Origin of the sequence: Variovorax ureilyticus, from assembly GCF_037889935.1 — a bacterium.
GTDB lineage: Bacteria > Pseudomonadota > Gammaproteobacteria > Burkholderiales > Burkholderiaceae_C > Variovorax > Variovorax ureilyticus.
This window is the reverse complement of record NZ_JBBKZU010000001.1, coordinates 308,969-329,976: the sequence shown is the minus strand read 5'-3', so window position 1 is coordinate 329,976 and position 21,008 is coordinate 308,969. Positions and strand designations below refer to the sequence as shown.

At 68.1% G+C, this 21,008-nt stretch carries 21 protein-coding genes; 16 read left to right on the top strand and 5 right to left on the bottom strand.

What is annotated here, in order from left to right:
* Positions 1 to 18: 18 nt before the first annotated feature.
* The 3 genes from WKW77_RS01630 (at position 19) to WKW77_RS01620 (ending at position 3,135) form a co-directional block, all read left to right on the top strand.
* Positions 19 to 948 (top strand): ABC transporter permease, encoded by a 930-nt coding sequence (locus WKW77_RS01630; RefSeq protein ID WP_340355081.1) that lies wholly within the window; start codon positions 19 to 21, stop codon positions 946 to 948.
* Positions 948 to 1,742 (top strand): ABC transporter ATP-binding protein, encoded by a 795-nt coding sequence (locus WKW77_RS01625; RefSeq protein ID WP_340355080.1) that lies wholly within the window; start codon positions 948 to 950, stop codon positions 1,740 to 1,742. The genes WKW77_RS01630 and WKW77_RS01625 overlap by 1 nt, the downstream gene beginning before the upstream one ends.
* A gap of 166 nt (positions 1,743 to 1,908) precedes the next feature.
* Positions 1,909 to 3,135: a Glu/Leu/Phe/Val dehydrogenase dimerization domain-containing protein gene (locus tag WKW77_RS01620; RefSeq protein WP_340355079.1), complete on the top strand. Its 1,227-nt coding sequence runs from the start codon at positions 1,909 to 1,911 to the stop codon at positions 3,133 to 3,135.
* A 6-nt stretch (positions 3,136 to 3,141) separates the two neighbouring features.
* On the opposite strand, the gene WKW77_RS01615 is transcribed toward WKW77_RS01620, so the two are convergent.
* Positions 3,142 to 4,659: a helicase HerA-like domain-containing protein gene (locus tag WKW77_RS01615; RefSeq protein ID WP_340355078.1), complete on the bottom strand. Its 1,518-nt coding sequence runs from the start codon at positions 4,657 to 4,659 to the stop codon at positions 3,142 to 3,144.
* A gap of 103 nt (positions 4,660 to 4,762) precedes the next feature.
* Here WKW77_RS01615 and WKW77_RS01610 point away from each other — a divergent pair, with 103 nt between their 5' ends.
* The 11 genes from WKW77_RS01610 to WKW77_RS01560 are packed head-to-tail and all read left to right on the top strand — an operon-like array spanning position 4,763 to position 14,850.
* On the top strand, positions 4,763 to 5,074 hold the full coding sequence (locus WKW77_RS01610) for a phosphopantetheine-binding protein (protein WP_340355077.1): 312 nt from the start codon (positions 4,763 to 4,765) through the stop codon (positions 5,072 to 5,074).
* Between the two features lie 18 nt (positions 5,075 to 5,092).
* Positions 5,093 to 5,716, top strand: a complete 624-nt coding sequence (locus WKW77_RS01605) for a COG4648 family protein (protein WP_340355076.1) — start codon at positions 5,093 to 5,095, stop codon at positions 5,714 to 5,716.
* A gap of 13 nt (positions 5,717 to 5,729) precedes the next feature.
* Complete coding sequence (locus WKW77_RS01600) at positions 5,730 to 7,433, top strand: AMP-binding protein (protein WP_340355075.1); 1,704 nt, start codon at positions 5,730 to 5,732, stop codon at positions 7,431 to 7,433.
* Positions 7,430 to 8,410 carry an acyl-CoA synthetase gene (locus WKW77_RS01595; RefSeq protein WP_340355074.1) on the top strand — a complete coding sequence of 327 codons (981 nt, stop codon included), beginning with the start codon at positions 7,430 to 7,432 and terminating at the stop codon, positions 8,408 to 8,410. The genes WKW77_RS01600 and WKW77_RS01595 overlap by 4 nt, the downstream gene beginning before the upstream one ends.
* Before the next feature lie 16 nt (positions 8,411 to 8,426).
* On the top strand, positions 8,427 to 9,008 hold the full coding sequence (locus WKW77_RS01590) for a LolA-related protein (protein ID WP_340355073.1): 582 nt from the start codon (positions 8,427 to 8,429) through the stop codon (positions 9,006 to 9,008).
* Positions 9,005 to 11,395 carry an MMPL family transporter gene (locus tag WKW77_RS01585; protein ID WP_340355072.1) on the top strand — a complete coding sequence of 797 codons (2,391 nt, stop codon included), beginning with the start codon at positions 9,005 to 9,007 and terminating at the stop codon, positions 11,393 to 11,395. The genes WKW77_RS01590 and WKW77_RS01585 overlap by 4 nt, the downstream gene beginning before the upstream one ends.
* Positions 11,396 to 11,430: 35 nt before the next feature.
* Entirely contained in the window at positions 11,431 to 12,258 is an 828-nt protein-coding gene (locus tag WKW77_RS01580) for a polysaccharide deacetylase family protein (protein ID WP_340355071.1), read from the top strand.
* A gap of 37 nt (positions 12,259 to 12,295) precedes the next feature.
* The gene (locus WKW77_RS01575) at positions 12,296 to 13,045 is read left to right on the top strand and encodes a methyltransferase domain-containing protein (protein WP_340355070.1); all 750 of its coding nucleotides are present in this window, start codon (positions 12,296 to 12,298) and stop codon (positions 13,043 to 13,045) included.
* A complete protein-coding gene (locus WKW77_RS01570; RefSeq protein WP_340355069.1) occupies positions 13,042 to 13,497 on the top strand; it encodes a hotdog family protein in 456 nt (151 codons plus the stop codon). The genes WKW77_RS01575 and WKW77_RS01570 overlap by 4 nt, the downstream gene beginning before the upstream one ends.
* Positions 13,498 to 13,505: 8 nt before the next feature.
* On the top strand, positions 13,506 to 14,237 hold the full coding sequence (fabG, locus tag WKW77_RS01565; RefSeq protein ID WP_340355068.1) for a 3-oxoacyl-ACP reductase FabG: 732 nt from the start codon (positions 13,506 to 13,508) through the stop codon (positions 14,235 to 14,237).
* A 16-nt stretch (positions 14,238 to 14,253) separates the two neighbouring features.
* Positions 14,254 to 14,850: a glutathione S-transferase family protein gene (locus tag WKW77_RS01560; RefSeq protein WP_340355067.1), complete on the top strand. Its 597-nt coding sequence runs from the start codon at positions 14,254 to 14,256 to the stop codon at positions 14,848 to 14,850.
* Positions 14,851 to 14,871: 21 nt separating this feature from the next.
* On the opposite strand, the gene WKW77_RS01555 is transcribed toward WKW77_RS01560, so the two are convergent.
* Genes WKW77_RS01555 through WKW77_RS01540 form a run of 4 tightly spaced genes read right to left on the bottom strand, consistent with a single transcriptional unit; the run spans position 14,872 to position 18,791 of the window.
* Positions 14,872 to 15,648 (bottom strand): glycosyltransferase family 2 protein, encoded by a 777-nt coding sequence (locus tag WKW77_RS01555; RefSeq protein ID WP_340355066.1) that lies wholly within the window; start codon positions 15,646 to 15,648, stop codon positions 14,872 to 14,874.
* Entirely contained in the window at positions 15,615 to 16,400 is a 786-nt protein-coding gene (locus WKW77_RS01550) for a lysophospholipid acyltransferase family protein (protein ID WP_340355065.1), read from the bottom strand. Before WKW77_RS01550 ends, WKW77_RS01555 begins: the two co-directional genes overlap by 34 nt.
* 16 nt (positions 16,401 to 16,416) lie before the next feature.
* Positions 16,417 to 17,448, bottom strand: a complete 1,032-nt coding sequence (locus WKW77_RS01545; protein ID WP_340355064.1) for a chorismate transformation FkbO/Hyg5 family protein — start codon at positions 17,446 to 17,448, stop codon at positions 16,417 to 16,419.
* Complete coding sequence (locus WKW77_RS01540; protein ID WP_340355063.1) at positions 17,445 to 18,791, bottom strand: NAD(P)/FAD-dependent oxidoreductase; 1,347 nt, start codon at positions 18,789 to 18,791, stop codon at positions 17,445 to 17,447. Before WKW77_RS01540 ends, WKW77_RS01545 begins: the two co-directional genes overlap by 4 nt.
* 172 nt (positions 18,792 to 18,963) lie before the next feature.
* Between WKW77_RS01540 and WKW77_RS01535 the strand changes: the two genes are divergently transcribed.
* Both WKW77_RS01535 and purD read left to right on the top strand, forming a co-directional pair.
* A complete protein-coding gene (locus WKW77_RS01535; protein ID WP_340355062.1) occupies positions 18,964 to 19,689 on the top strand; it encodes a YebC/PmpR family DNA-binding transcriptional regulator in 726 nt (241 codons plus the stop codon).
* A 25-nt stretch (positions 19,690 to 19,714) separates the two neighbouring features.
* Positions 19,715 to 21,004: a phosphoribosylamine--glycine ligase gene (gene purD / locus WKW77_RS01530; protein ID WP_340355061.1), complete on the top strand. Its 1,290-nt coding sequence runs from the start codon at positions 19,715 to 19,717 to the stop codon at positions 21,002 to 21,004.
* Positions 21,005 to 21,008 lie beyond the last annotated feature (4 nt).

Genomic DNA, 21,008 nt, shown 5'->3' with positions numbered 1-21,008 from the left:
CTATTGGAAATAACTGATATGTCACTCATCGCTTCACTGGGTGCGATCGAGATCGGCCTGATCTTCGGATTGGTCGCGCTCGGCGTCTACCTGTCGTTTCGCATCATCAACTTTCCGGACCTGACGGTCGACGGCAGCTTCCCGCTCGGCGGCGCCGTCGCGGCGGCGCTGATCGTGGCGGGGTGGAATCCCTTCGCCGCGACCGGTGCGGCCATCGCGGCCGGCGCGCTGGCCGGCTGGCTCACCGCGTGGCTCAACGTGCGGCTGCGCATCATGCAACTGCTCGCCAGCATCCTCGTGATGATCGCGCTGTACTCGGTCAACCTGCGCGTCATGGGCAAGCCCAACATCGCGCTGATCGACGAGCCCACGGTGTTCAGCATGGTGTCGTTCGGCGGCATGCCGGACTACCTGCTCAAGCCGCTGGTGCTGCTGGTCATCGTGGTCGCGGCCAAGGTGCTGCTGGACCTGTTCTTCGCCTCCGAAGCCGGCCTCGCGATGCGGGCCACCGGCGGCAATCCGCGCATGGCGCGTGCGCAGGGCATCTCGACCGATCGCCAGACCATCTCGGGCTTGGCGCTGTCGAATGCACTCGTCGCGCTGGCCGGTGCGCTCTTCGTGCAGAGCCAGGGCGGGGCGGACATCTCGATGGGCATCGGCACCATCGTGGTCGGGCTCGCGGCCGTGATCATCGGAGAAACCATCCTGCCGGCGCGCAGCCTGGTCGTGACCACGCTGGCCTGCGTGCTCGGTGCGGTGCTCTACCGCTTCTTCATCGCGCTGGCGCTCAACAGCGACTTCATCGGCCTGAAGGCCCAGGACCTGAACCTGGTGACGGCCGTCCTCGTTGCGTTCGCGCTGCTCGTTCCAGCCTGGAAGCGCAAGCTGCCGGCACGCCGCGCGGCCACGCACTCCGTTTCTTCGATCGCTGCCAAGGGGGTTCGCTGATGTTGCACGCCAAAGGTCTCGAAATCACCTTCAACCCCGGCACGCCGATCGAGAACCGCGTGCTGCGCGGGCTGGACCTGAAGATCCCGACGGGCCAGTTCGTCACCGTGATCGGCTCCAACGGCGCGGGCAAGTCGACCTTCCTGAATGCGGTCAGCGGCGACCTGCTGGTCGATCGCGGCTCGATCCACATCGACGGCGAGGATGTCACGCGGCGCGCCGCATGGCAGCGCTCGGACCTCGTGGCGCGTGTCTTCCAGGACCCGATGGCCGGCACCTGCGAGGCGCTGACGATCGAGGAGAACATGGCGCTGGCCTGGAAGCGGGGCGCGCGCCGCGGCTTCGGCCTGTCGCTCACGCGCAGCCTGCGGGAGTTCTTCCGCGAGAAGCTCAGCATCCTCAACCTCGGCCTGGAGAACCGGCTGGCCGATCGCATGGGGCTGCTGTCGGGCGGCCAGCGACAGGCGGTGAGCCTGCTGATGGCCTCGCTGCAGCCCTCGCGCATCCTGCTGCTCGACGAGCACACGGCGGCGCTCGATCCGAAGACCGCGGCCTTCGTGTTGGAGCTCACCGCGCGTATCGTCGAGGCCGGCAAGCTCACGGCGATGATGGTCACGCACAGCATGCGTCAGGCGCTGGACTACGGCAGCCGCACCGTGATGCTGCATGAGGGCCGCGTCATCCTCGATGTCGCTGGCAAGGAACGCACGGGCATGGATGTGCCCGATCTGCTCGAAATGTTCGAGCGCACCCGCGGCGAGAAGCTCGACGACGACAAATTGCTTCTGGCCTGAAGAACAAGCTCGCCCCCAGGCTCGCGCACTGCGTGTCGCTCTCCACCCCATTCCGGGGCGATACCGGCGGCCCGGCGAAGCCGGTTCCGCGGTATCCCTGGGCTTGGGCTGCGCAGGAGATGCGCGTTTTGCTGAACCACCGATTCCCCAACATTGAGAGATAGAAATGAAAGAACTGCTCACACGCTTCGAGAACAAGGCGCCCGAGATCGTCTTCGAATGGCACGACGCCGAAACGCCCGCCAAGGGCTGGGTCGTCATCAATTCGCTGCGCGGCGGCGCCGCCGGCGGCGGAACGCGCATGCGCGCCGGGCTGGACCGGCGCGAGGTCGAGTCGCTGGCCAAGACCATGGAGGTCAAGTTCAGCGTCTCCGGCCCGGCCATCGGCGGCGCCAAGTCGGGCATCGACTTCGACCCGGCCGATCCGCGCAAGAACGACGTGCTCCGACGCTGGTACAAGGCGGTGACGCCGCTGCTCAAGACCTACTACGGCACCGGCGGCGACCTCAACGTCGACGAGGTGCACGAGGTGATCCCGATCACCGAGAGCTACGGCCTCTGGCATCCCCAGGAGGGCGTGGTCAACGGGCATTTTTCGCCGAGCGACAGCGAACGCATCCAGAAGGTCGGCCAGCTGCGCATGGGCGTGGCCAAGGTGGTGGAAGACCGCCAGTATTCGCCCGACATCGCGCGCAGGTACGTGGTTGCCGACCTGATCACCGGCTGGGGCGTGGCCGAGTCGGTGCAGCACTACTACCGGCTGTACGGCGGAAGCGTCGCCGGCAAGCGCGTCATCGTGCAGGGCTGGGGCAATGTCGGCTCCGCAGCGGCGTACTACCTTGCTCAGGCCGGCGCGAAGGTGGTGGGGATCATCGACCGCGAAGGCGGGCTGCTGAATCCGGACGGCTTCGACTTCGATCAGGTGCGCCAGCTATTCCTGGAGAAGAAGGGGAACCAGCTGTCGGCGAAGTACATGCTGCGCTTCGACGAGATCAACAACCTCGTGTGGAGCGCGGGCGCCGAGATCTTCCTGCCGTGCGCCGGTTCGCGGCTCGTGACCCGCGAGCAGGTCGATGCGCTGGTCGAGGGCGGGCTCGAAGTGGTGTCCAGCGGCGCGAACGTGCCCTTTGCCGACAGCGAGATCTTCTACGGCCCGATCTACGAACAGGCCGACTCGCAGGTCGCGGTGATCCCCGACTTCATCGCCAACTGCGGCATGGCGCGCGCGTTCGCTTTCCTGATGGGGGGCGATGCGGAAGTGTCCGATGCGGCGATCTTCGGTGACGTATCGGACACGGTGGCTGCGGCGCTGGCGCGCTGCCATGCGCGTTCGGGCGGCCGCACCGGGATCGCGCGCACGGCCTTCGAGAACGCGCTGACCCAGCTGGTCTGAGGCCTGTCAGCGCTTCTTCGCGCCGAAGATGCCGCCCAGAACCCCGCGCAGGATTTCCCTGCCCACGGTGGTTCCCATGGTCCGGACGGCCGACTTGGCCATGGTCTGCGCCAGCCCGTCGTGCTTGCCGCCGCGCGGGCCGGTCGATCCGAACAGGATTTCATTGAGACTGCCCATCAGTCCGCCGTCGCCCTGTGCCGTTCCCGCTGCGCCGGGCTTGCCCGCGGTGGCGGGGGCGTTCGGCGCGGTCTCGGCGCGACCCTTGAGCTTTTCATAGGCCGACTCGCGATCGACCGCCTTTTCGTAGACGCCCGCGACCAGCGAGTTCGCGAGGAGCGCCTGCCGTTGGGCAGGCGTGATCGGCCCGATCTGGCTTCCGGGCGGCAGCACGTATACGCGTTCTGTCACGGAGGGGCGGCCCTTGTCGTCGAGGAAGCTGACCAGCGCCTCGCCCACCGCGAGCTCGGTGATGGCCTTTTCGATGTCCAGGCCCGGCTTCTGCCGCATCGTGGTCGCGGTCGCCTTGACCGCCTTCTGGTCGTGCGGCGTGAAGGCCCGCAATGCGTGCTGCACCCGGTTGCCGAGCTGGGCAAGCACCGAGTCGGGGATGTCGAGCGGGTTCTGCGTGACGAAGAAGACGCCCACGCCCTTGGAGCGCACCAGCCGCACCACCAGCTCGATGCGTTCGATCAGCGCCTTGGGCGCTTCGTTGAAGAGCAGGTGGGCTTCATCGAAGAAGAACACCAGCTTGGGCTGGTCCGGGTCGCCGATCTCGGGCAGGTGCTCGAAGAGTTCCGACAGCATCCAGAGCAGGAAGGTCGCGTAGAGCCGCGGCGAGTTCATGAGCTTGTCGGCCGCGAGGATGTTCACCACGCCCTTGCCGCCCTCGGTCTGCATGAAGTCGGCGATGTTGAGCATCGGCTCGCCGAAGAACTTGTCGCCGCCCTGGCTTTCGATCTGCAGCAGGCCGCGCTGGATCGCGCCGATGCTGGCCGCGCTGATGTTGCCGTACTCGGTGGTGAACTGGCTCGCGTTCTCGCCCACGTACTGGAGCATCGCGCGCAGGTCCTTGAGGTCGAGCAGCAGCAGGCCGTTGTCGTCTGCGATCTTGAACGCCAGGTTGAGCACGCCGGACTGCGTGTCGTTGAGGTCGAGCATTCGGCCCAGCAGCAGCGGCCCCATGTCGGAGATGGTGGCGCGCACCGGATGGCCCTGTTCGCCGAACACGTCCCACAGCGTGACGGGGCAGGCGAAGGGCGCGGGCGCATCGATGCCGCGATCCTTCAGCGAAGCGGCCATCTTCTCGCCGATGCTGCCTTTCTGGCTGACGCCGGTCAGGTCGCCCTTGACGTCGGCCATGAACACCGGCACGCCGATGGAGGACAGCTTCTCGGCGATCGTCTGCAGCGTGACCGTCTTGCCGGTGCCGGTCGCCCCGGTGATCAGGCCGTGGCGGTTGGCCAGTCCCGGCAGCAGGCTGCACTCGACGGCGTCGTGGCGGGCAATGAGGAGGGGGTCGGCCATGGTGAATTCCGGTCGTTGCGGGAGCAGCCAGTCTAGCGAAGCGGGCCTCCCTATAATTCCAAGAACCCGAGCGATAGTTTTTCACAAGTTCCGGAGTTCTCTTTTGTCATCGACCGCACAATCTCCCGTTTCCGCCGCTGGCGACGCTTCCGAACAGTCCCCCCTGGAGAATGAATTGGCCGTGCTTCTGGTCGAATCGCTCAATCTGGAAGTCGCCCCGGCCGACATCGCGCCCACCGCGCCGCTCTACGGCGAAGGCCTGGGTCTCGACTCGATCGACATCCTCGAAGTGGCGCTGGAAGTTTCGCGCAAGTACGGCTTCCAGCTGCGCTCGGACGACGAGCGCAACCAGCAGATCTTCTCGTCGCTGCGCAGTCTTGCAGCGCATGTCGCGCAAAACCGCGGCACTTCCTGATCCATGTCTCGATGGCGCATGGCGCTCCTGCTGATCGCGGGGGTGGGCTATGCCTTTGTTTCCCACTGGATGATGCTCTACCACGCGGCGGAGCCGTGGGCGATCGTGGTGCTGCTCGGCCCGCTGTGGCTGACCGCCATGGGGCTCGCCGGCAGCCGCTTCGGAAGCCGGGGGCTCGCGCTTTCGGCCATGGTGGGCGTCGTCCTGTTCGCGCTCGTCATCCGTGGCGCGGTGGGCGATCCGAACCGGCTCTACATGCTCCAGCACGCCGGCATCAACGCGCTGCTGTGCGGCTGGTTCGGTGGCACGTTGCGTGCCGGGCGCCTGTCGCTCATCGGGCAGTTCGCGCAGCGCGTGCATCCGCTGTCGCCGGCCCACGTGGCCTACACCGCGCAGGTCACGCGGGTCTGGACGCTCTATTTCGCCTCGATGGCCATCGCTTCGGTCATCGTCTTCGAAACCCTGCCGTTCGCGGTCTGGTCGGTGCTCGCGAATCTGTTGACGCCGCTGCTGATCGGTGTGCTCTTCCTGGGCGAACACCTGCTGCGCTATAGGCTCCATCCCGAATTCGAACGCACTCGCCTCGTGGATGCGGTGCGTGCCTTCTACAGTACGCCGGCCAGTGGCACCGCCCGGCGTTGAACCGGACTCTGCGGTGACAACCAAATCCCAATTCCCGCTGCTGGCGGACCGTGACCTCGACCAGCCGCTCGCATGGCGCGCCGGCGTGCCCGTGAGCGCGCGCGAGTTCCTCTCCGACGTCGCCCGCTTCGCGCCGCAGTTGCGCGAGGGTGGCCCGGTCGTGAACCTGTGCGTGGACCGCTACGCCTTCGCGGTCAGTCTCGCGGCCGCGCTGGTCCGCGGGGAAACCAGCTTCCTGCCGCCCGATGCCCGGCCCGATACGCTCGCGCGGCTGCACGAAGTCGGCGACCCGGCGTTCGCGGTGATCGACGACGCCGCGATCGAAACGCCCGGCCTGCCGAACGTTCTTTTCGACAAGCACCCCCCCGCGGATCGCTCGGCCGAGGCGCCCCTGCCGGCATTCGATCGCGACATGCACGCGGCGAGCCTGCTGACCTCCGGCTCCACCGGCGCGCCGCAACCGCACGCCAAGACCTGGGGCAGCCTCGTGGGCTGCATCAAGGCGGCGGTCGCGCGCCTGTCGAGCCTGCTGGAGCGTCCCTCGCTGTCCGGCCTGACGCTGGTCGCGACGGTGCCCGTGCAGCACAGCTACGGCCTCGAATCCTCGGCGCTGCTCGCGCTGCTCGGTGGCGCGGCGTTCGACAGCGGACGGCCGTTCTTCCCGGCCGATGTGGCGAAGGCGCTGGCCTCGGTGCCGCAGCCGCGCGCGCTGGTGACCACGCCTTTCCACCTGAAGACCTTGCTGCTTGCCGGCATCGAGCTGCCGCAGGTCGACCTGATCCTCTCGGCCACCGCACCGCTGTCGCCGCAACTCGCGGCCCAGGCGGAGCAGGCGATGGGCGGCAAGCTGATCGAGATCTACGGCAGCACCGAATCCGGCCAGGTCGCCACGCGCCAGCCGACCCGGAGCGAAGTGTGGGAAACCTTCGGCGACGTGCGCGTCCACCGCGAGCAGGACGCCGCCGGCAACGAGCGCTTCGTCGTCTCGGGCGATTTCATTCGCGAGCCGACCCCGATGGCGGACATCCTCGAGCTGCAGGACGATCGCCGGTTCCGCCTGCTGGGCCGCGCGAACGACCTGATCCACGTGGCGGGCCGGCGCAGTTCGCTGGGCTATCTCAACCACCACCTGAACAGCATCCCGGGCGTCGTCGATGGGGCCTTCTGGCTGCCGGACGACGTGGTCGACGGCGTGGTGCGGCCCATCGCCTTCGTCGTGGCGCCGACCCTCGATGCGCAGGCGATCATCGCGGCGCTGCGCGAGCGGCTCGAGGCGGTGTTCGTGCCTCGGCGCGTGGTGCATGTGGATGCCTTCCCGCGCGAAGGGACCGGCAAGCTCACGGTCAAGTCGTTGCGCGAGTTCGCCCTGGCGCATCTGGCTTCGGACGCGACGCCTGTGCAGCTGACGCGCGAGGTGCCCGAGGACCATCCCGCCTTCGCCGGCCATTTCCCGGGCCAGCCGCTGTTGCCCGGCGCGTTGCTGGTGGCGGAGGTGCTCGAAGCCGTGCGTGGTGTGCCGGCGCTCTCGGCGCGGCTGGGTCCCAGCCCGACGCTCGCAGCGGCCAAGTTCCTCGCGCCCGTACGACCTGGCAGCGCGCTGCTGATCGATCTCGTTCCTGAGTCCGGCGCCTCGCGCGGGCTGCGGTTCGAAGTGCGCTGCGGCGAGGTCGTCGCCGCAAGCGGGCGCTGGACACCCGGCGTCGGCACCGCGTCATGAGTGCTTCGCCGCCAGAGAGCGGCGATTCCCGTCCCGCGCAGGCCGACTGGGCGCGCGCACCCGAGCGCAGCAACATGCTTGCGCTGCAAGTCATCAGTTGGATCGCGCTGAAGCTCGGCCGGCCGATCGCGCGCTTGGTGCTTCATCCCATCGCGCTTTATTTCCTCCTCTTTTCGCCGACGCCGCGCCGCCACATCAAACGCTATCTGCTGCGCGCGATCGGGCCGAAGGCCGGATGGGGCGACGGCTACCGGCTGCTGCATGCCTTCGCGTCGACGGTGCTGGACCGGCTCTATTTCCTGCGCGGCCGTCTCGACCTCTTCGATGTGCACGTGCGCGGCCACGAGGCGGTCGAGGCCGAGGTGAACGCGGGGCGGGGCGCCTTCATGCTCGGCGCACACGTCGGCAGCTTCGAGGCGCTCGGCGCCACGCGGCAGAAGGAGGAAGCTCCTGCCGACATGCGGCTCGCGATGCTGATGTACCAGGACAACGCGCAGCAGATCAGCGCCCTGCTCAATGCGATCAGCCTGCCCGAGCACCGGCCGCACATCATCGCGCTGGGCCGTCCGCACGCCATGCTCGAACTGCGCGACTGGCTCGACTCCGGCGGCCTCGCCGGCCTGCTGGCGGACCGCACGCTCGCCGGCCCCGAAGAGGCGGGCCAGCAGCGGGGCAGCAGCGTCGAATTGCCATTCCTCGGGCAACCCGCGATCTTCAACGACGGCCCCTTCCGCCTGGCCGCACTGTTGCGCCGCAAGGTGTTCTTCATGGCAGGCCTCTACGTGGGCGGCGCCCGCTACGATGTGATGTTCGAGCCGCTGGCCGATTTCAGCGAACGCATCGCCGATCCTGCGGAGCGCGAACGGCGCATCCGCGCGGCGCTCGAAAGCTACGTGGCCCGGCTCGAGGCGCTGTGCCGCGCGTATCCGCACAACTGGTTCAACTTTCATGATTTCTGGCTCGAAGATTCGGTTTGATCGCTGGTGCAGGGCGATGCTCGCGGCGCTGATGCTGGCGTTGTCGGCGTCGCCCGTCTGGGCGTTCGATGTGCCCGAGCTGATGAGCCTGCTGGCGCAACGCAGGAGCGGGGACGCCACCTTCACCGAACAGCGCTTCGTGCGCGGCCTCGAAGGCCCGCTGGACGCCAGTGGCGTGCTGAGCTTCACCGCGCCCGACCGCCTGATGCGACGCACGATCACGCCACGTCCCGAGACGATGAGCGTCGAGGGCAACACGCTGACGCTGTCGCGCGGCGGCCGCACGCGCACGATGGCGCTGGACAGCATGCCCGAGCTGCTCGGCATGGTCGAAGCGATGCGGGGCACTCTGAGCGGCAATGCGCAAGGCCTGCAGCGCTATTTCCGCAGCACGCTCACCGGCACGCGCAATGACTGGGCTTTGGAGCTGAAGCCCGTCGATGAACGCCTCGCGGCACAGGTGCGCAGCATGCGCCTGACCGGCCGCGGGGGCGAAGTGCTCGGCGTCGAGATGGAGTTCATCGGCGGCGACCGGTCGGTGATGAACATCACCCCCGATCGCGGCCCCGTCGGCGCGCCGACGCGATCGACGCCGTGACGCGCGTCGCTTCATCGGCGGGCGGGCGCCCCGGCAGGCTCGCGCTGTGGCTCTGGCTGGCGCTGCTGGCCGTGGGCATCGCGGTGATCGCGCGCTCGCACTTCAGCGCCGACCTTTCTGCATTCCTGCCGAAGAGCCCCGACGCACGGCAGCGGCTGCTGATCGAGCAACTCCAGAGCGGCATCGCGTCGCGCACCATTTTCATCGGCATCGAGGGCGGCAAGGATGCGGCGCAGCGCGCCGATGTGTCGCGCGCGCTCGCATCGGCAATGCGCCAGGGCGGACGCTTCGACCAGGTCCAGAACGGCGACACCAGCGAATGGAAGGAATCGGGCACCTGGGTCTTCGACCACCGCTACCAGCTTTCGCCCGAGGTGACCCCGCAGCGCTTCACCACCGAGGGCCTGCGCGATGCGATCGTCGATACGCTGTCCATGCTCGGAGCGCCGGCGGGCAACGCGCTCAAGCCGCTGCTCGATCGTGACCCGACCGGGGAGACGCAGCGCATCGCCGAAGGATTGATCCCGGCGAGTTCGCCGCGCAGCGAGGAGGGCGTCTGGGTCTCGCGCAGTGCGCCGCGCGCGGTGATCCTCGCGACCACGCATGCGTCGGGCAGCGACCTCGATGAAGTCGCGAAGGCCATTGCGCAGGTCCGCGGCGCGTTCGACGCGGCCACGACGGGCCTCTCGGGCGACCGCCCCAAGCTCCAGATGACCGGCGCACCGATCTTCTCGGTCGAAAGCCGGGACCAGATCAAGACCGAGGCGATCCATCTCGCGGTGGTGGGCGGCATCGTGATGGGAGCCTTGCTGCTGCTGGCTTTCGCATCGCCACGCGCGCTCGTCGTCGCCTTTCTGCCGGTCGCGACCGGCGTGGTCTGGGGGACAGCGACGGTCAGCCTCGTCTTCGGCTCGGTGCATGGCCTCACGATGGGCTTCGGCAGCACGCTGATCGGCGAAACCGTGGACTATGCGATCTACTACCTGATCCAGGCGCGCGGCGCGGCCACGCCGGGCACCGGATGGCGGCGGTGGCGCGACATTCATTGGCCGACGGTGCGCCTGGGCCTGCTGACGTCCGTGTGCGGTTTTGCGGCGCTGGTGTTCTCCGGCTTTCCGGGGCTGGCTCAGCTCGGTGTGTTCTCGCTCGCGGGTCTGATCGCGGCTGCGCTGGTCGCACGCTTCGTGCTGCCGGTCCTCGCGCCGGATGGCGCCACCGGCATGGGCATGCGCGCCCGCATGGCCCATGTGGCCGGGTTCCTTGTGCGCGGGCTGCCGCGTCTGCGATGGGTGTTCGCCGCACTGGGCGTCGCCGCGCTGGTCCTGGTGCTGTGGCAGGGCGGCGATCTGTGGCGCGCGAACCTCGGTGCGATGAGCCCGGTGCCGCAGGCCACGCAGAAGCTCGACGCAGAACTGCGATCGGACATCGGCGCGAGCGACGGCGGGACGCTGGTCGTGATCCAGGGCGCCGATCTGCAATCGGCGCTGCGCAACACGGAGGCCGCCGGCGCGCGGCTCGACGCCCTGGTCGACAAGGGCGATCTCGCGGGCTACGAAACCGTCACGCGGCTGCTGCCGAGCGAAGCGGCACAGAAGGCGCGGCTCGCGAGCCTTCCCGATGCAGACACCCTGCGCGCCCGGCTGGTGGACGCAACGCGCGGATTGCCCTTGCCGGCGTCGCGGCTCGAACCCTTCATTGCGGACGTGCAGTCGGCCAAGGCCCTGCCGATCGTCCAGCGCGCCGATCTGAAAGGCGGTCCGCTCGACGCGGTGCTCGGTGCGTTGATGTTCGAGCGGCAGGCGGGCGGGTGGGCCACGCTGGTTGCGTTGCATCCGGGCGCGAGCTTCGACGCGGGGCGGCTCGCGGCCGCGCTCGAAGGGATGTCGGACGTACAGGTCGTGAACGTGGGGGACGAACTGGCGAGTCTCTACCAGCGTTATCTGCACGAGGCCTTCGTCCAGGTGATGCTCGGTGCGCTCGCGGTGGTGATTTTGCTGGGTGTGTACCTGCGGTCCGGCCGCCGGCTGCTGGCGGTGTGCCAGCCGCTCGCGGTGGCGGTGGTGCTCACGATGGGCGGCATGGCGGCGCTCCATGTGCCGCTGGGCATCCTTCATCTCGTGGGCCTGCTGCTGATCGTGGCGGTCGGATCGAACTACGCGTTGTTCTTCGATCAGCTGCGCGAGACCGGGCGGGCCGACGAAGACACGCTGGCCTCGCTGATGCTGGCGAACCTGACGACCGTGATCTCGTTCGGGTTGATCGCGATCTCCAACATCCCGGCGCTGTCATCGATCGGCCGCGTGGTCGCGCCGGGCGCGTTGCTGGCGCTGCTGCTCTCGGCCGCGTTCGCGCGTGCGACCGCGCCGCTCGCTCCCAAGGTGCGCTGATGGGAGAATCGTCGAGCCGCACCTGCCGAGAGTCCATGTCGCAAGTCATTCCCGCCTCCCATCGCGAATCCTGGCCATGGCCCCCGGTCATTCAGGCCAGCGCACTGGTGCATGTCGCGGCGGTCGGTGCGGGACTGATGGTGCCCGGTGCATGGCCGTGGGCGATCGGCGCGCTCGTGCTGAACCATGCGGTCATCACCGCGGCCGGCCTGACGCCGCGCAGCAGCCTGCTCGGCCCGAACGTCACGCGGCTGCCGGCAAGCGCGGCGGCCCGGCGCGAGATCGCGATCACGATCGACGATGGCCCTGATCCCGAAGTCACGCCGCAAGTGCTGGACCTGCTCGACGCCTGCGCGCAGCGCGCCACCTTCTTCTGCATTGCCGAGCGGGTGCTCGAGCATCCCGCACTGGCGCGCGAGATCATCGCGCGCGGCCACAGCATCCAGAACCACACGGCGCGGCACCGCCACAACTTCTCGTTGCTCGGGCCGGGCGGATTCGCGAAAGAGATCTCGCGCGCACAGCAGGTGCTCGAGGACGTCACCGGCCTGCGGCCCGACTGCTTCCGTGCGCCCGCCGGTCTGCGCAACCCCTTCCTGGCCCCGGTGCTGCACCGCATGGGGCTGTCGCTGGTGAGTTGGACGCGGCGCGGCTTCGACACCCGCGAAGGCAACGCCACGACCGTGCTGGCGCGGCTCACCGACGGTCTGAAGGCGGGTGACATCCTGCTGCTGCACGACGGCCACGCAGCGCGCACCGCGCGGGGGCAGGCGGTCATCCTCGAAGTGCTTCCCAGGCTGCTCGAAAGGCTGCAGGCGGAGGGCCTGCGTGCCGTGACCTTGCCGGAGGGCCTCTCGGCATGAGCCGTCAGTCGGTCGCTGCTTTTCCCAGAGTTCTTTCATGAGTGCCCAGATTTCCACGGACGCCGCGTGGCGTCGATTGCATGAGCGCGCGAGCGCGCCTTACAGGAAGGCCGGCAAGTTCGCGTGGCATTTCGCGCGCGGCAAGCTCGGGCGCGATCCGGTCTTTCGCGGGTTGGTCGAGCGTGGATTGATCGGCCGGAGCCGGGCACGCGTGGTCGACATTGGCTGCGGGCAAGGCCTGTTCGTGAGCCTTCTTTCGGCCATGAGCGCGATGCAGGCGCAGCCGGGCGAATGGCCGGCGACCTGGCCTGCGACGCCGGGCTCGGCCAGCTACACCGGCGTCGAACTGATGCCCAAGGACGTGGCGCGCGCCGAGGCGTCGGTGGGCCATCTGCAGCCCACGCCCCGCTTCGTCTGCGGCGACATGTGCACGACCGAGCTGCCCGCCTGCGACCTCGTGGTGATCCTCGACGTGCTGCACTATGTCGACCTCGGCGCGCAGGAAGGTGTTCTGCGCCGCGTCCGCGAAGCCCTGCAGCCCGGCGGGCGGCTTCTCCTTCGCGTGGGCGATGCGGACAGCCGGCGAGGCTTCGCGATCAGCCAGTTGGTCGATCGCACCGTCACGCGCATCCGGGGGCACCAGGTGTCGCCGACGTGGGGCCGGCCGCTCAAGGATTGGAAGGCGCTGCTCGAGCGCCTCGGTTTCACGGTCGAGAGCATCCCGATGAGCGAGGGCACGCCCTTCGCGAACGTGCTGCTGGTGGCCGATCTCAAGGATTCCCGATGACCGCACCTCAGACCATGGACCAGGCCGGCATTGCCCGCCGCATTCCGCACAGCGGCACGATGTGCCTGCTGGAACGCCTGGAGTCGTGGGACGCGAACCGCATCCACTGCACGACGACCACCCACACGCGCCAGGACAATCCGCTACGCACCGCCAGCGGCCTGCTGTCGCCGAACCTCGTCGAATACGCGGCGCAGGCGATGGCGTTGCATGGCGGGCTGCTCGCGCCGGACGACAGCGAGCCTTCGGCCGGCTTCCTGGCGAGCGCGCGCGGCGTGCGGCTGGCCGTCGAGCACATCGACGAGGTGGCCGGCGCGCTGCATGTGCACGCCGAGCGGGTTTCCGGCGATGCGACGCAGATCCTCTACGAATTCGCGGTGAAGGACGGGCAGGGCCGGGCGCTCGCCGAAGGCCGTGCCGTCGTCGTGCTCAACACACCGATTGCCAACTGAAGGAAATCATGAGTCTCACAGGAAAACGTGCGCTGGTGACCGGCGCGAGCGGCGCGCTCGGCGCCGCGATCGCCCAGCGTCTTGCGCGTGATGGCGCGACCGTGCTGCTGCATGCCAATTCGCGCCCCGAATCGGTGGAGCAGCTTGCGGCCACGATCGCGGCGGCCGGCGGCAAGTCGGAATGCGTGGTGTTCGACCTGCGCAGCGACGAGGCCGCGCGCGCCGCCTGCGAGCGCATGCTGAAGGACGGGCCGGTGCAGATCATCGTCAACAACGCCGGCGTGCATGACGACGCGGTGCTGCCGGGCATGCAGCCCGAGCAGTGGCACAAGGTGATCGATGTGTCGCTCAACGGATTCTTCCGCGTGACGCAGCCGCTGCTGCTGCCGATGCTGCGCACGCGCTGGGGACGGATCCTGAACATCTCCTCGGTCGCGTCGCTGACCGGCAATCGCGGGCAGGTCAACTACGCGGCGGCGAAGGGCGCGCTCAACAGCGCGACGAAGTCGCTGTCGCTGGAAGTGGCGGCGCGCGGCGTGACGGTGAACGCGATCGCGCCGGGCATCATCGCCTCGCCGATGGCCGACGGCGTGTTCGACACGGCGATGATCAACCAGCTCGTGCCGGCGAAACGCGCCGGCACGCCGGAGGAAGTGGCCGCGCTGGCCGGCTTCCTCGCCAGCGACGACGCTGCCTACATTACGGGGCAGATCATCTCGATCAACGGCGGCATGATCTGATTCTGAAAGGCAGGCGATGATCAAGCTCTTCCATGCACCGAACTCGCGCTCCTCGCGCATGATCTTTCTGCTCGAAGAACTGGGCGCGCCGTACGAGATCCGGAAGGTCGACATCCGGCGCGGCAATGGCACCGGCGCGGCCGACCCGGCCAACCCGCATCCCCACGGCAAGGTCCCCGCGATCGAGGACGACGGTGCGCTGGTGTTCGAGTCCGCCGCGATCGCCTGCTATCTCACCGACAAGTTTCCCGCGGCCGGCATCGGCCCGCTGGTGGGCTCGCCGCTTCGCGGGGCCTACCTGACCTGGCTGGCCTACTACGCCGGCGTGATGGAACCCGCCTGGGTCGGCAAGTTCATGGGCGTGACGCCGCCGCGCGGCACGGCGGGGTGGGTCGATCCCGACGAAGTCATGGTCCATGTGAACCGCACGCTGGAGCGCGGGCCGTTCCTCCTGGGAGAGCAGTTCTCCGCGGCCGACATCCTCGTGGGCACCACCTTCGCGCTCTTCCTCGGCAGCCCGATGCTGCAGCGCACGTCCTTGCTCGACGACTATGTGAAGCGCGTGACCGGCCGCCCGGCCTTCGCGCGCGCACAAGCCCGCGAGAACGCCTGAGCAGGCCGGAGTCGCGCCCCCTCAGGGCTGGAAGGGCGGCGCGCCGCGCAGCCGGCGCCACAGCAGCCCCGGCAGCCTGAAGACGAACTCGATCACCAGGCGGGTGTGCATCCACGTCAGCAGCACGTTGTCGCGCCCATAACGGAAGTGCGATACGCCGCCTTCCTCGGCCGTGAGGTACTTCACCGGCGCATCGATGTTGACCGGCTTGACGCCGCGCCATGCGAGCCGCACCACGGCCTCGGTGTCGAAGTCGAAGCGGCGCATCCAGGGTTGCGCCTCCATCACCGACTTCAGGTCGGCGAGGGGATAGACGCGGAAGCCGTACAGCGAATCGCCAATGCCGGCGAACAGGGTTTCGAGCTGGGTCCAGCTGTTCGAGACGCGCCGGCCGCGCACCCGCAGCAGCGGTGCGCTCGCATCGAAGACGGGGCGGCCGAGCACCATCGTCTCGGGGCGGTCCTGCGACGCCTGCATGAAAGCCGGGATCAGGTCGGCGGGATGCTGGCCATCCGAATCCATGGTCAGCACGTGCGTGAAGCCGGCCGCCTGCGCCTCGCGCAATCCGTGCAGCACGGCGGCACCCTTGCCCTGGTTGTCGCGGAGGATCGAGACGCGCAGGCCCGGATCGGACGCCGCCATGGTCTGCAGCCGCTCGCCGGTGCCGTCGGTGCTGCCGTCGATCACGACCCACACCGGATTCCACTGCGCGCGGGCCGCTTCGACCGTCGAGAACAGGCGCTCACCCGTGTTGTAGCTGGGGATCAGGACAAGGTGGGTGCGCGAGACGTCTGGCATGCGGGCTGCGCATCTGGAGTGCGCTGTTCCATGGATTGGCGGAAATACTGTTCGAGTTGCTTCAGCAGCGCGTCGCTGTCCTGCGAGGGCGTGAACCGCTGGCCCAGGCGCAGCCGGAAGACGATGGGCAGCGGTGGCACTCGCCACAACGGCCAGCCCTTGGCGAGATAGGGCGTATCGGTGTCGATGAAGACCGTCTGGATCGGGGACTGCGCGAGCTTGGCGATCAGCGTGATGCCGGGCCGGAAGGCGTTCAGCGGCGGCGTCACCGTTCGCGTTCCCTCGGGAAAGATCACGAGCTGTCCGCCGTTCTTCAGATCTTCCACCGCGAGCTTGACCATGGTGCGGGCCGAGTCGTTGCGGATGTAGCGTGCCAGCCGCGCGCCTGCGCCCAGGAAGACGTTGCGCATCAGGTCGGCCTTCATGATGCAGGCGCTGCGCGGCAGCCTGGCCACCAGCAGCAGGGCGTCGAGCATGGTGGGATGGTTGGCGACGATGATCAGGCCGCGCTCGTTGCGCAGTGCGTCGAGGCAGCTCGCGTCGATGCGCATCATGCCGCACAGCGAGGCCGAGGCCCAGAAGAGACGGTACGCATGCGCGATCACGCCGCGGCCCAACGCTCGTCCGGCTTCGGCCGGAAGCAAAGGGTAGAGCAGCATGGCGGCGAAATTCCAGACGAGCGAGATGACGCCGAGCATCGCGAGCAGCGCGTAAAGCGGCAGCGCAAGCGCCGGGCGAAGCAACCGGTTCATGGCTTGGATGGTGTCCTCAGCCTCGCAGTGCGCCGCGCGCGACCGCGTGGGCTTCGATTTCCACCAGCAGATCCTGTCGGCAGATGTCGGCTTCGAGAAACACCGCATGGCTGAGCGCGTGCGCGTCGGGGCCGAGCGCTTCTTCCATGACCCGCCGCACGACCGGTGCATCGGCCACATGACGCACATAGACCACGCAGTCGATCGTCGAGAGGTCGAAGACGGCGGTGGTGCGCTCGTTGGCCGCGGCGATCACCGCGCGCAGGTTGCGCAGAGTTTCCTGTGTCTGCGCCAGGACCTCGCCGATGTGGACCGTCTCGTGGCCGACGATGCTCGCCGTGCCGGAGATGAACAGCGCCACGTCGCCGCCGCCGATCTCGGCCAGGGCGGCCCGCGAGAACGTGGGCGCGCGCGGCCCGTAGGTTTTGGGATAGTGGTAAGCCGAGACCTGCCGGGGGTTCTCGACCGGCACCGGCGCGCTGCGGCCCGCCAGGAACCGGATGCACAGCGCGCCCTGGTGAATCCCGAGCGCGCACGCGGCCGGGGCGCCTTCGAATGCGGCCTGGTTGGCCTCGACGAAGGCCTGCTGGCGGCCCAGGTTGAACTGCCGGTAGCGCTCAAGGCCGCCGCCGTCGCCGTTGATCTGCGGCAGGTAGTTCCAGATGCGCAGCAGGTGTGTGCACCCGGTCTGCTCCAGCGCCTTGAAGAGGTCGTGATAGGCGCGCTGGGAGAGGGCGGCCAGGCCCTGCTTCTCGACCGTCTCGTCGAGGTCGATGGCGCCGAGCATCCAGTGGCCGTCGCAGCGCCACCGCACCACGCCGGTGGTGCCGGATTCGATGTGCTCGCTGGCGTGCCAGACGTCCGCCATGGCGCCGCGCGCCGAAAGAACGCGTGCGTTCACGGTCGGCATCCAGGCCAGGTCGTCGGGCGTGCCATAGCCGAGCGCGCCGAACGGCGAGGAGCCGCCAACTGCGAGCGACAGGCTGTCGGACAGGGAAAGGCGCTCGACGCGCAGGGGCGGCGCCCCGAGGGGTTCTCTTGCAGTCACTTGGTTCCGATGATGTTTTCGCCGGCGAGCGGACCGAGATCGCGGATGTTCCGCCGGCGGCGCTGCCACGCATTCCACGATCTGCGCGGATTCACGGCGCAGACGGCGAAGTAGATGGTCTTGAGGATACGCAGCGAGCCCCAGATCGGCGTCTTGCCGTGGATGTCGCCGGCCAGCAGCGACAGCAGGGCTTCTTTGACGCGAAAGGGGTTCTGCGGGTACATGAAGAAATCCCGCATCGTCGGATTGGTGACGCGGAAGATGAACCACGAGAACTCCCGTGGTCCGTGGCGCATGTCGCGCTCGAATCGCCGTCGCGATGCCGCGGCCCTTGCGGGGTGGTCCAGCGTGGCGGCCACGACCTTGGCGCCTTCGAAGGCGCTGTGCATCGCGAGGTAGACGCCCGATGAGAACACCGGATCGATGAAGGCGTAGGCATCGCCGAGCATCAGGTAGCGCTCGCCGCTGCAATGGGTGCTGGTGTACGAGTAGTTGCCGGTCGCGTAGACCGCGTCGTCCACCAGCGTGGCGTCCTTCAGGCGCTGCGCCAAGGGTTCGCACATCGCGATGGTGTCGGCGAAGAATTCCTGCAAGGGCTTCTTGCGCGACTTCAGGTAGTAGGGCCAGCAGACCGCGCCGACGCTCGTGGTGCCGTCGGCCAGGGGGATGTACCAGAACCAGCCATGGTCGAACCAGAAGATCGTGATGTTGCCTTCGAGCTTGCCCGGCAGTCGCTCGGCATTCACGAAATGGCCGAACAGCGCGGAGCTGTTGTGGCGCGGGTTCTTCAGCTTGGCCTTGAGCTTGTTCGACAGAAAGGTGTCGCGGCCGGAGCAATCGAGCACGAAGCGCGCTCGCCAATGGCGAGGGGACCCATCGTCGAGCACCGCATCCACATCCGCGCCGTCGGCGTCGAAGCGGACCTCGCGCACGCGGCAGCCTTCGACAGCCTCCGCACCGCGCGCCGCGGCGTTGCGAAAGAGGATCTCATCCATTTCGGAGCGCCGCACCTGCCAGGCATAGGGCATCGACTTGTCCCAGGCGTCGGCGAATTCGACGCGCGCGGTGTGATCGTGATCCGGCGAAACGAATTCCACGCCGAACTTGGGCATGCCGATGCGCTCGAGCTGGTCGCGAACGCCCAGCCTGTCGAACAGCGCGACGTTGGCCGGCAGCAGCGATTCACCGATGTGGAATCGCGGGTGATGCGCCTTTTCGACCATCACCACCTTGCGCCCCTCGCTCGCGAGCACCGCCGCGGCCGTTGCGCCGGCAGGTCCGCCGCCGATCACCAGGACGTCACAGGTTTCGACATGCTCGGACGTGATGGTAGGAATGTTCATGCAGAGGGGCTGGAGTGAATCCGGAGCAAGGCTGCTCGGAAGAGTGCGTCTTTCAGCGCGGGGATTATCCCAAAAAGGCATCCGGTTCCCTGACATCGGCCCGGGCGCCGTGCGCGCCGGACAGTAAACTCGCCCTTTGGTTTGAAAACACAAGACAGCGAGAGTTAGAGCCATGGCCGGACACAGCAAATGGGCAAATATTCAGCATCGGAAAGGCCGCCAGGACGAGAAGCGAGGCAAGCTCTGGACCCGCGCCATCCGTGAAATCATGGTGGCCGCCAAGGCCGGCGGCGGTGATCTCAGCGCCAACCCGCGGCTGCGGCTGGCGGTCGACAAGGCCAAGGCGGTCAACCTGCCCGCCGACACCATCAAGCGCAACATCGACAAGGCCACCGGCAACCTCGAAGGCGTGAACTACGAGGAAATCCGCTACGAAGGCTACGGCATCGGCGGGGCGGCGATCATCATCGACACGATGACCGACAACCGGGTGCGCACGGTGGCCGAGGTGCGCCATGCCTTCAGCAAGCACGGCGGCAACCTGGGCACCGAGGGCTCGGTCGCCTTCCAGTTCAAGCACTGCGGGCAACTCATCTTTGCGCCGGGCACCAGCGAGGACAAGGTGATGGAAGTCGCTCTCGATGCGGGTGCGGAGGACGTCATCGCCGACGACGACGGCGCGATCGAGGTGCTGACAGCGCCCGGCGACTTCGAAGCCGTCAAGAACGCCCTGGAGGCCGCGGGTCTCAAGCCGGACGTGGCGGAGGTCACGATGCGGGCCGAGAACACCATCGAACTCGCCGGCGACGACGCCGCGAAGATGCAAAAGCTGCTCGACGTCCTGGAGGACCTCGACGACGTGCAGGACGTCTATCACAACGCTGCGCTGCCCGATTGACGGAAGCGCGAACGAAAGCACGCGAATGAAAGTACTGGTGATCGGGGGAGGGGGCCGCGAGCACGCTCTGGCATGGCGGCTGGCGCAGTCCCAGCGCGTGAGCAAGGTGTATGTCGCGCCCGGCAATGGCGGCACCCGCGCGGATGCGCGCTACGAGTGCGTCGATGTCTCGGAACCCGCCGCGTTGCGCGAGTGGGCGCAGAAGGAAAAGATCTCGCTGACCGTCGTCGGCCCCGAGGCGCCGCTCGCGGCCGGCGTCGTGGACGAGTTCCGCGCGCATGGCATGCGCATCTTCGGACCGACCCAGGCCGCCGCGCAGCTCGAGAGCTCCAAGGCTTTCTCGAAGGCGTTCATGAAACGCCATGGCATTCCCACTGCAGAGTACGAGTCGTTTACCGACGCGGCCGCTGCCCATGCGTATGTCGATGCCAAGGGCGCGCCGATCGTGATCAAGGCCGATGGCCTCGCGGCGGGCAAGGGTGTCGTCGTCGCCACGACCCTGGCCGAGGCGCATGAAGCCATCGACTTCATGCTGCTCGACAACAAGTTCGGCATCTCGCACAACGAAGGCGGTGCCCGCGTCGTCATCGAGGAGTTCCTGCAGGGCGAAGAGGCGAGCTTCATCGTGCTGTGCGACGGCAAGAACGTCACCGCGCTCGCGACCAGCCAGGACCACAAGCGGCTGCAGGACGGCGACCAGGGGCCGAACACCGGCGGCATGGGCGCCTATTCGCCCGCGCCGGTGGTCACCGCGGAGGTGCATGCGCGCGCGATGCGCGAGATCATCCTGCCGACGATCCGGGGCATGGAGAAGGACGGGATTCCATACACCGGCTTCCTCTATGCCGGCCTCATGATCGACGCCTCCGGCCACCCGAAGACGCTCGAATTCAATTGCCGCATGGGCGATCCGGAAACGCAGCCCATCATGCTGCGGCTCAAGTCCGACCTGTTCGAGGTCTTCTGGCATGCGACCGATGGCACGCTCGACCAGGTCGAACTCGAATGGGATCGTCGCGTCGCACTCGGGGTCGTGATGGCCGCGCACGGCTATCCGCTGTCGCCGCGCAAGGGGGATCGAATCCGCGGCATCCCGGCGGAAGCGGCCGACGCGGTCGTCTTCCACGCCGGCACGACGCTGGAAGGCGGCGAGCTCAAGACCAGCGGCGGCCGCGTGCTCTGCGTGACCGTGCTGGCCGACAGCGTCAAGCAGGCGCAGCAGCGCGCCTACGAGGTGGCGGCGCGCATCGGCTTCGATGGCGCCCAATACCGCAAGGACATCGGACACCGCGCGGTTCACGCGCGCGGCGCCTGAGCCT

Coding starts and splice junctions, on each gene's coding strand:
- WKW77_RS01630 (WP_340355081.1), top strand. CDS start 19: ATGTCACTCATCGCTTCACTGGGTGCGATCGAGATCGGCCTGATCTTC.
- WKW77_RS01625 (WP_340355080.1), top strand. CDS start 948: ATGTTGCACGCCAAAGGTCTCGAAATCACCTTCAACCCCGGCACGCCG.
- WKW77_RS01620 (WP_340355079.1), top strand. CDS start 1,909: ATGAAAGAACTGCTCACACGCTTCGAGAACAAGGCGCCCGAGATCGTC.
- WKW77_RS01615 (WP_340355078.1), bottom strand. CDS start 4,659: ATGGCCGACCCCCTCCTCATTGCCCGCCACGACGCCGTCGAGTGCAGC.
- WKW77_RS01605 (WP_340355076.1), top strand. CDS start 5,093: ATGGCGCTCCTGCTGATCGCGGGGGTGGGCTATGCCTTTGTTTCCCAC.
- WKW77_RS01595 (WP_340355074.1), top strand. CDS start 7,430: ATGAGTGCTTCGCCGCCAGAGAGCGGCGATTCCCGTCCCGCGCAGGCC.
- WKW77_RS01590 (WP_340355073.1), top strand. CDS start 8,427: ATGCTCGCGGCGCTGATGCTGGCGTTGTCGGCGTCGCCCGTCTGGGCG.
- WKW77_RS01580 (WP_340355071.1), top strand. CDS start 11,431: ATGTCGCAAGTCATTCCCGCCTCCCATCGCGAATCCTGGCCATGGCCC.
- WKW77_RS01575 (WP_340355070.1), top strand. CDS start 12,296: ATGAGTGCCCAGATTTCCACGGACGCCGCGTGGCGTCGATTGCATGAG.
- WKW77_RS01570 (WP_340355069.1), top strand. CDS start 13,042: ATGACCGCACCTCAGACCATGGACCAGGCCGGCATTGCCCGCCGCATT.
- fabG (WP_340355068.1), top strand. CDS start 13,506: ATGAGTCTCACAGGAAAACGTGCGCTGGTGACCGGCGCGAGCGGCGCG.
- WKW77_RS01560 (WP_340355067.1), top strand. CDS start 14,254: ATGATCAAGCTCTTCCATGCACCGAACTCGCGCTCCTCGCGCATGATC.
- WKW77_RS01555 (WP_340355066.1), bottom strand. CDS start 15,648: ATGCCAGACGTCTCGCGCACCCACCTTGTCCTGATCCCCAGCTACAAC.
- WKW77_RS01550 (WP_340355065.1), bottom strand. CDS start 16,400: ATGAACCGGTTGCTTCGCCCGGCGCTTGCGCTGCCGCTTTACGCGCTG.
- WKW77_RS01540 (WP_340355063.1), bottom strand. CDS start 18,791: ATGAACATTCCTACCATCACGTCCGAGCATGTCGAAACCTGTGACGTC.
- WKW77_RS01535 (WP_340355062.1), top strand. CDS start 18,964: ATGGCCGGACACAGCAAATGGGCAAATATTCAGCATCGGAAAGGCCGC.
- purD (WP_340355061.1), top strand. CDS start 19,715: ATGAAAGTACTGGTGATCGGGGGAGGGGGCCGCGAGCACGCTCTGGCA.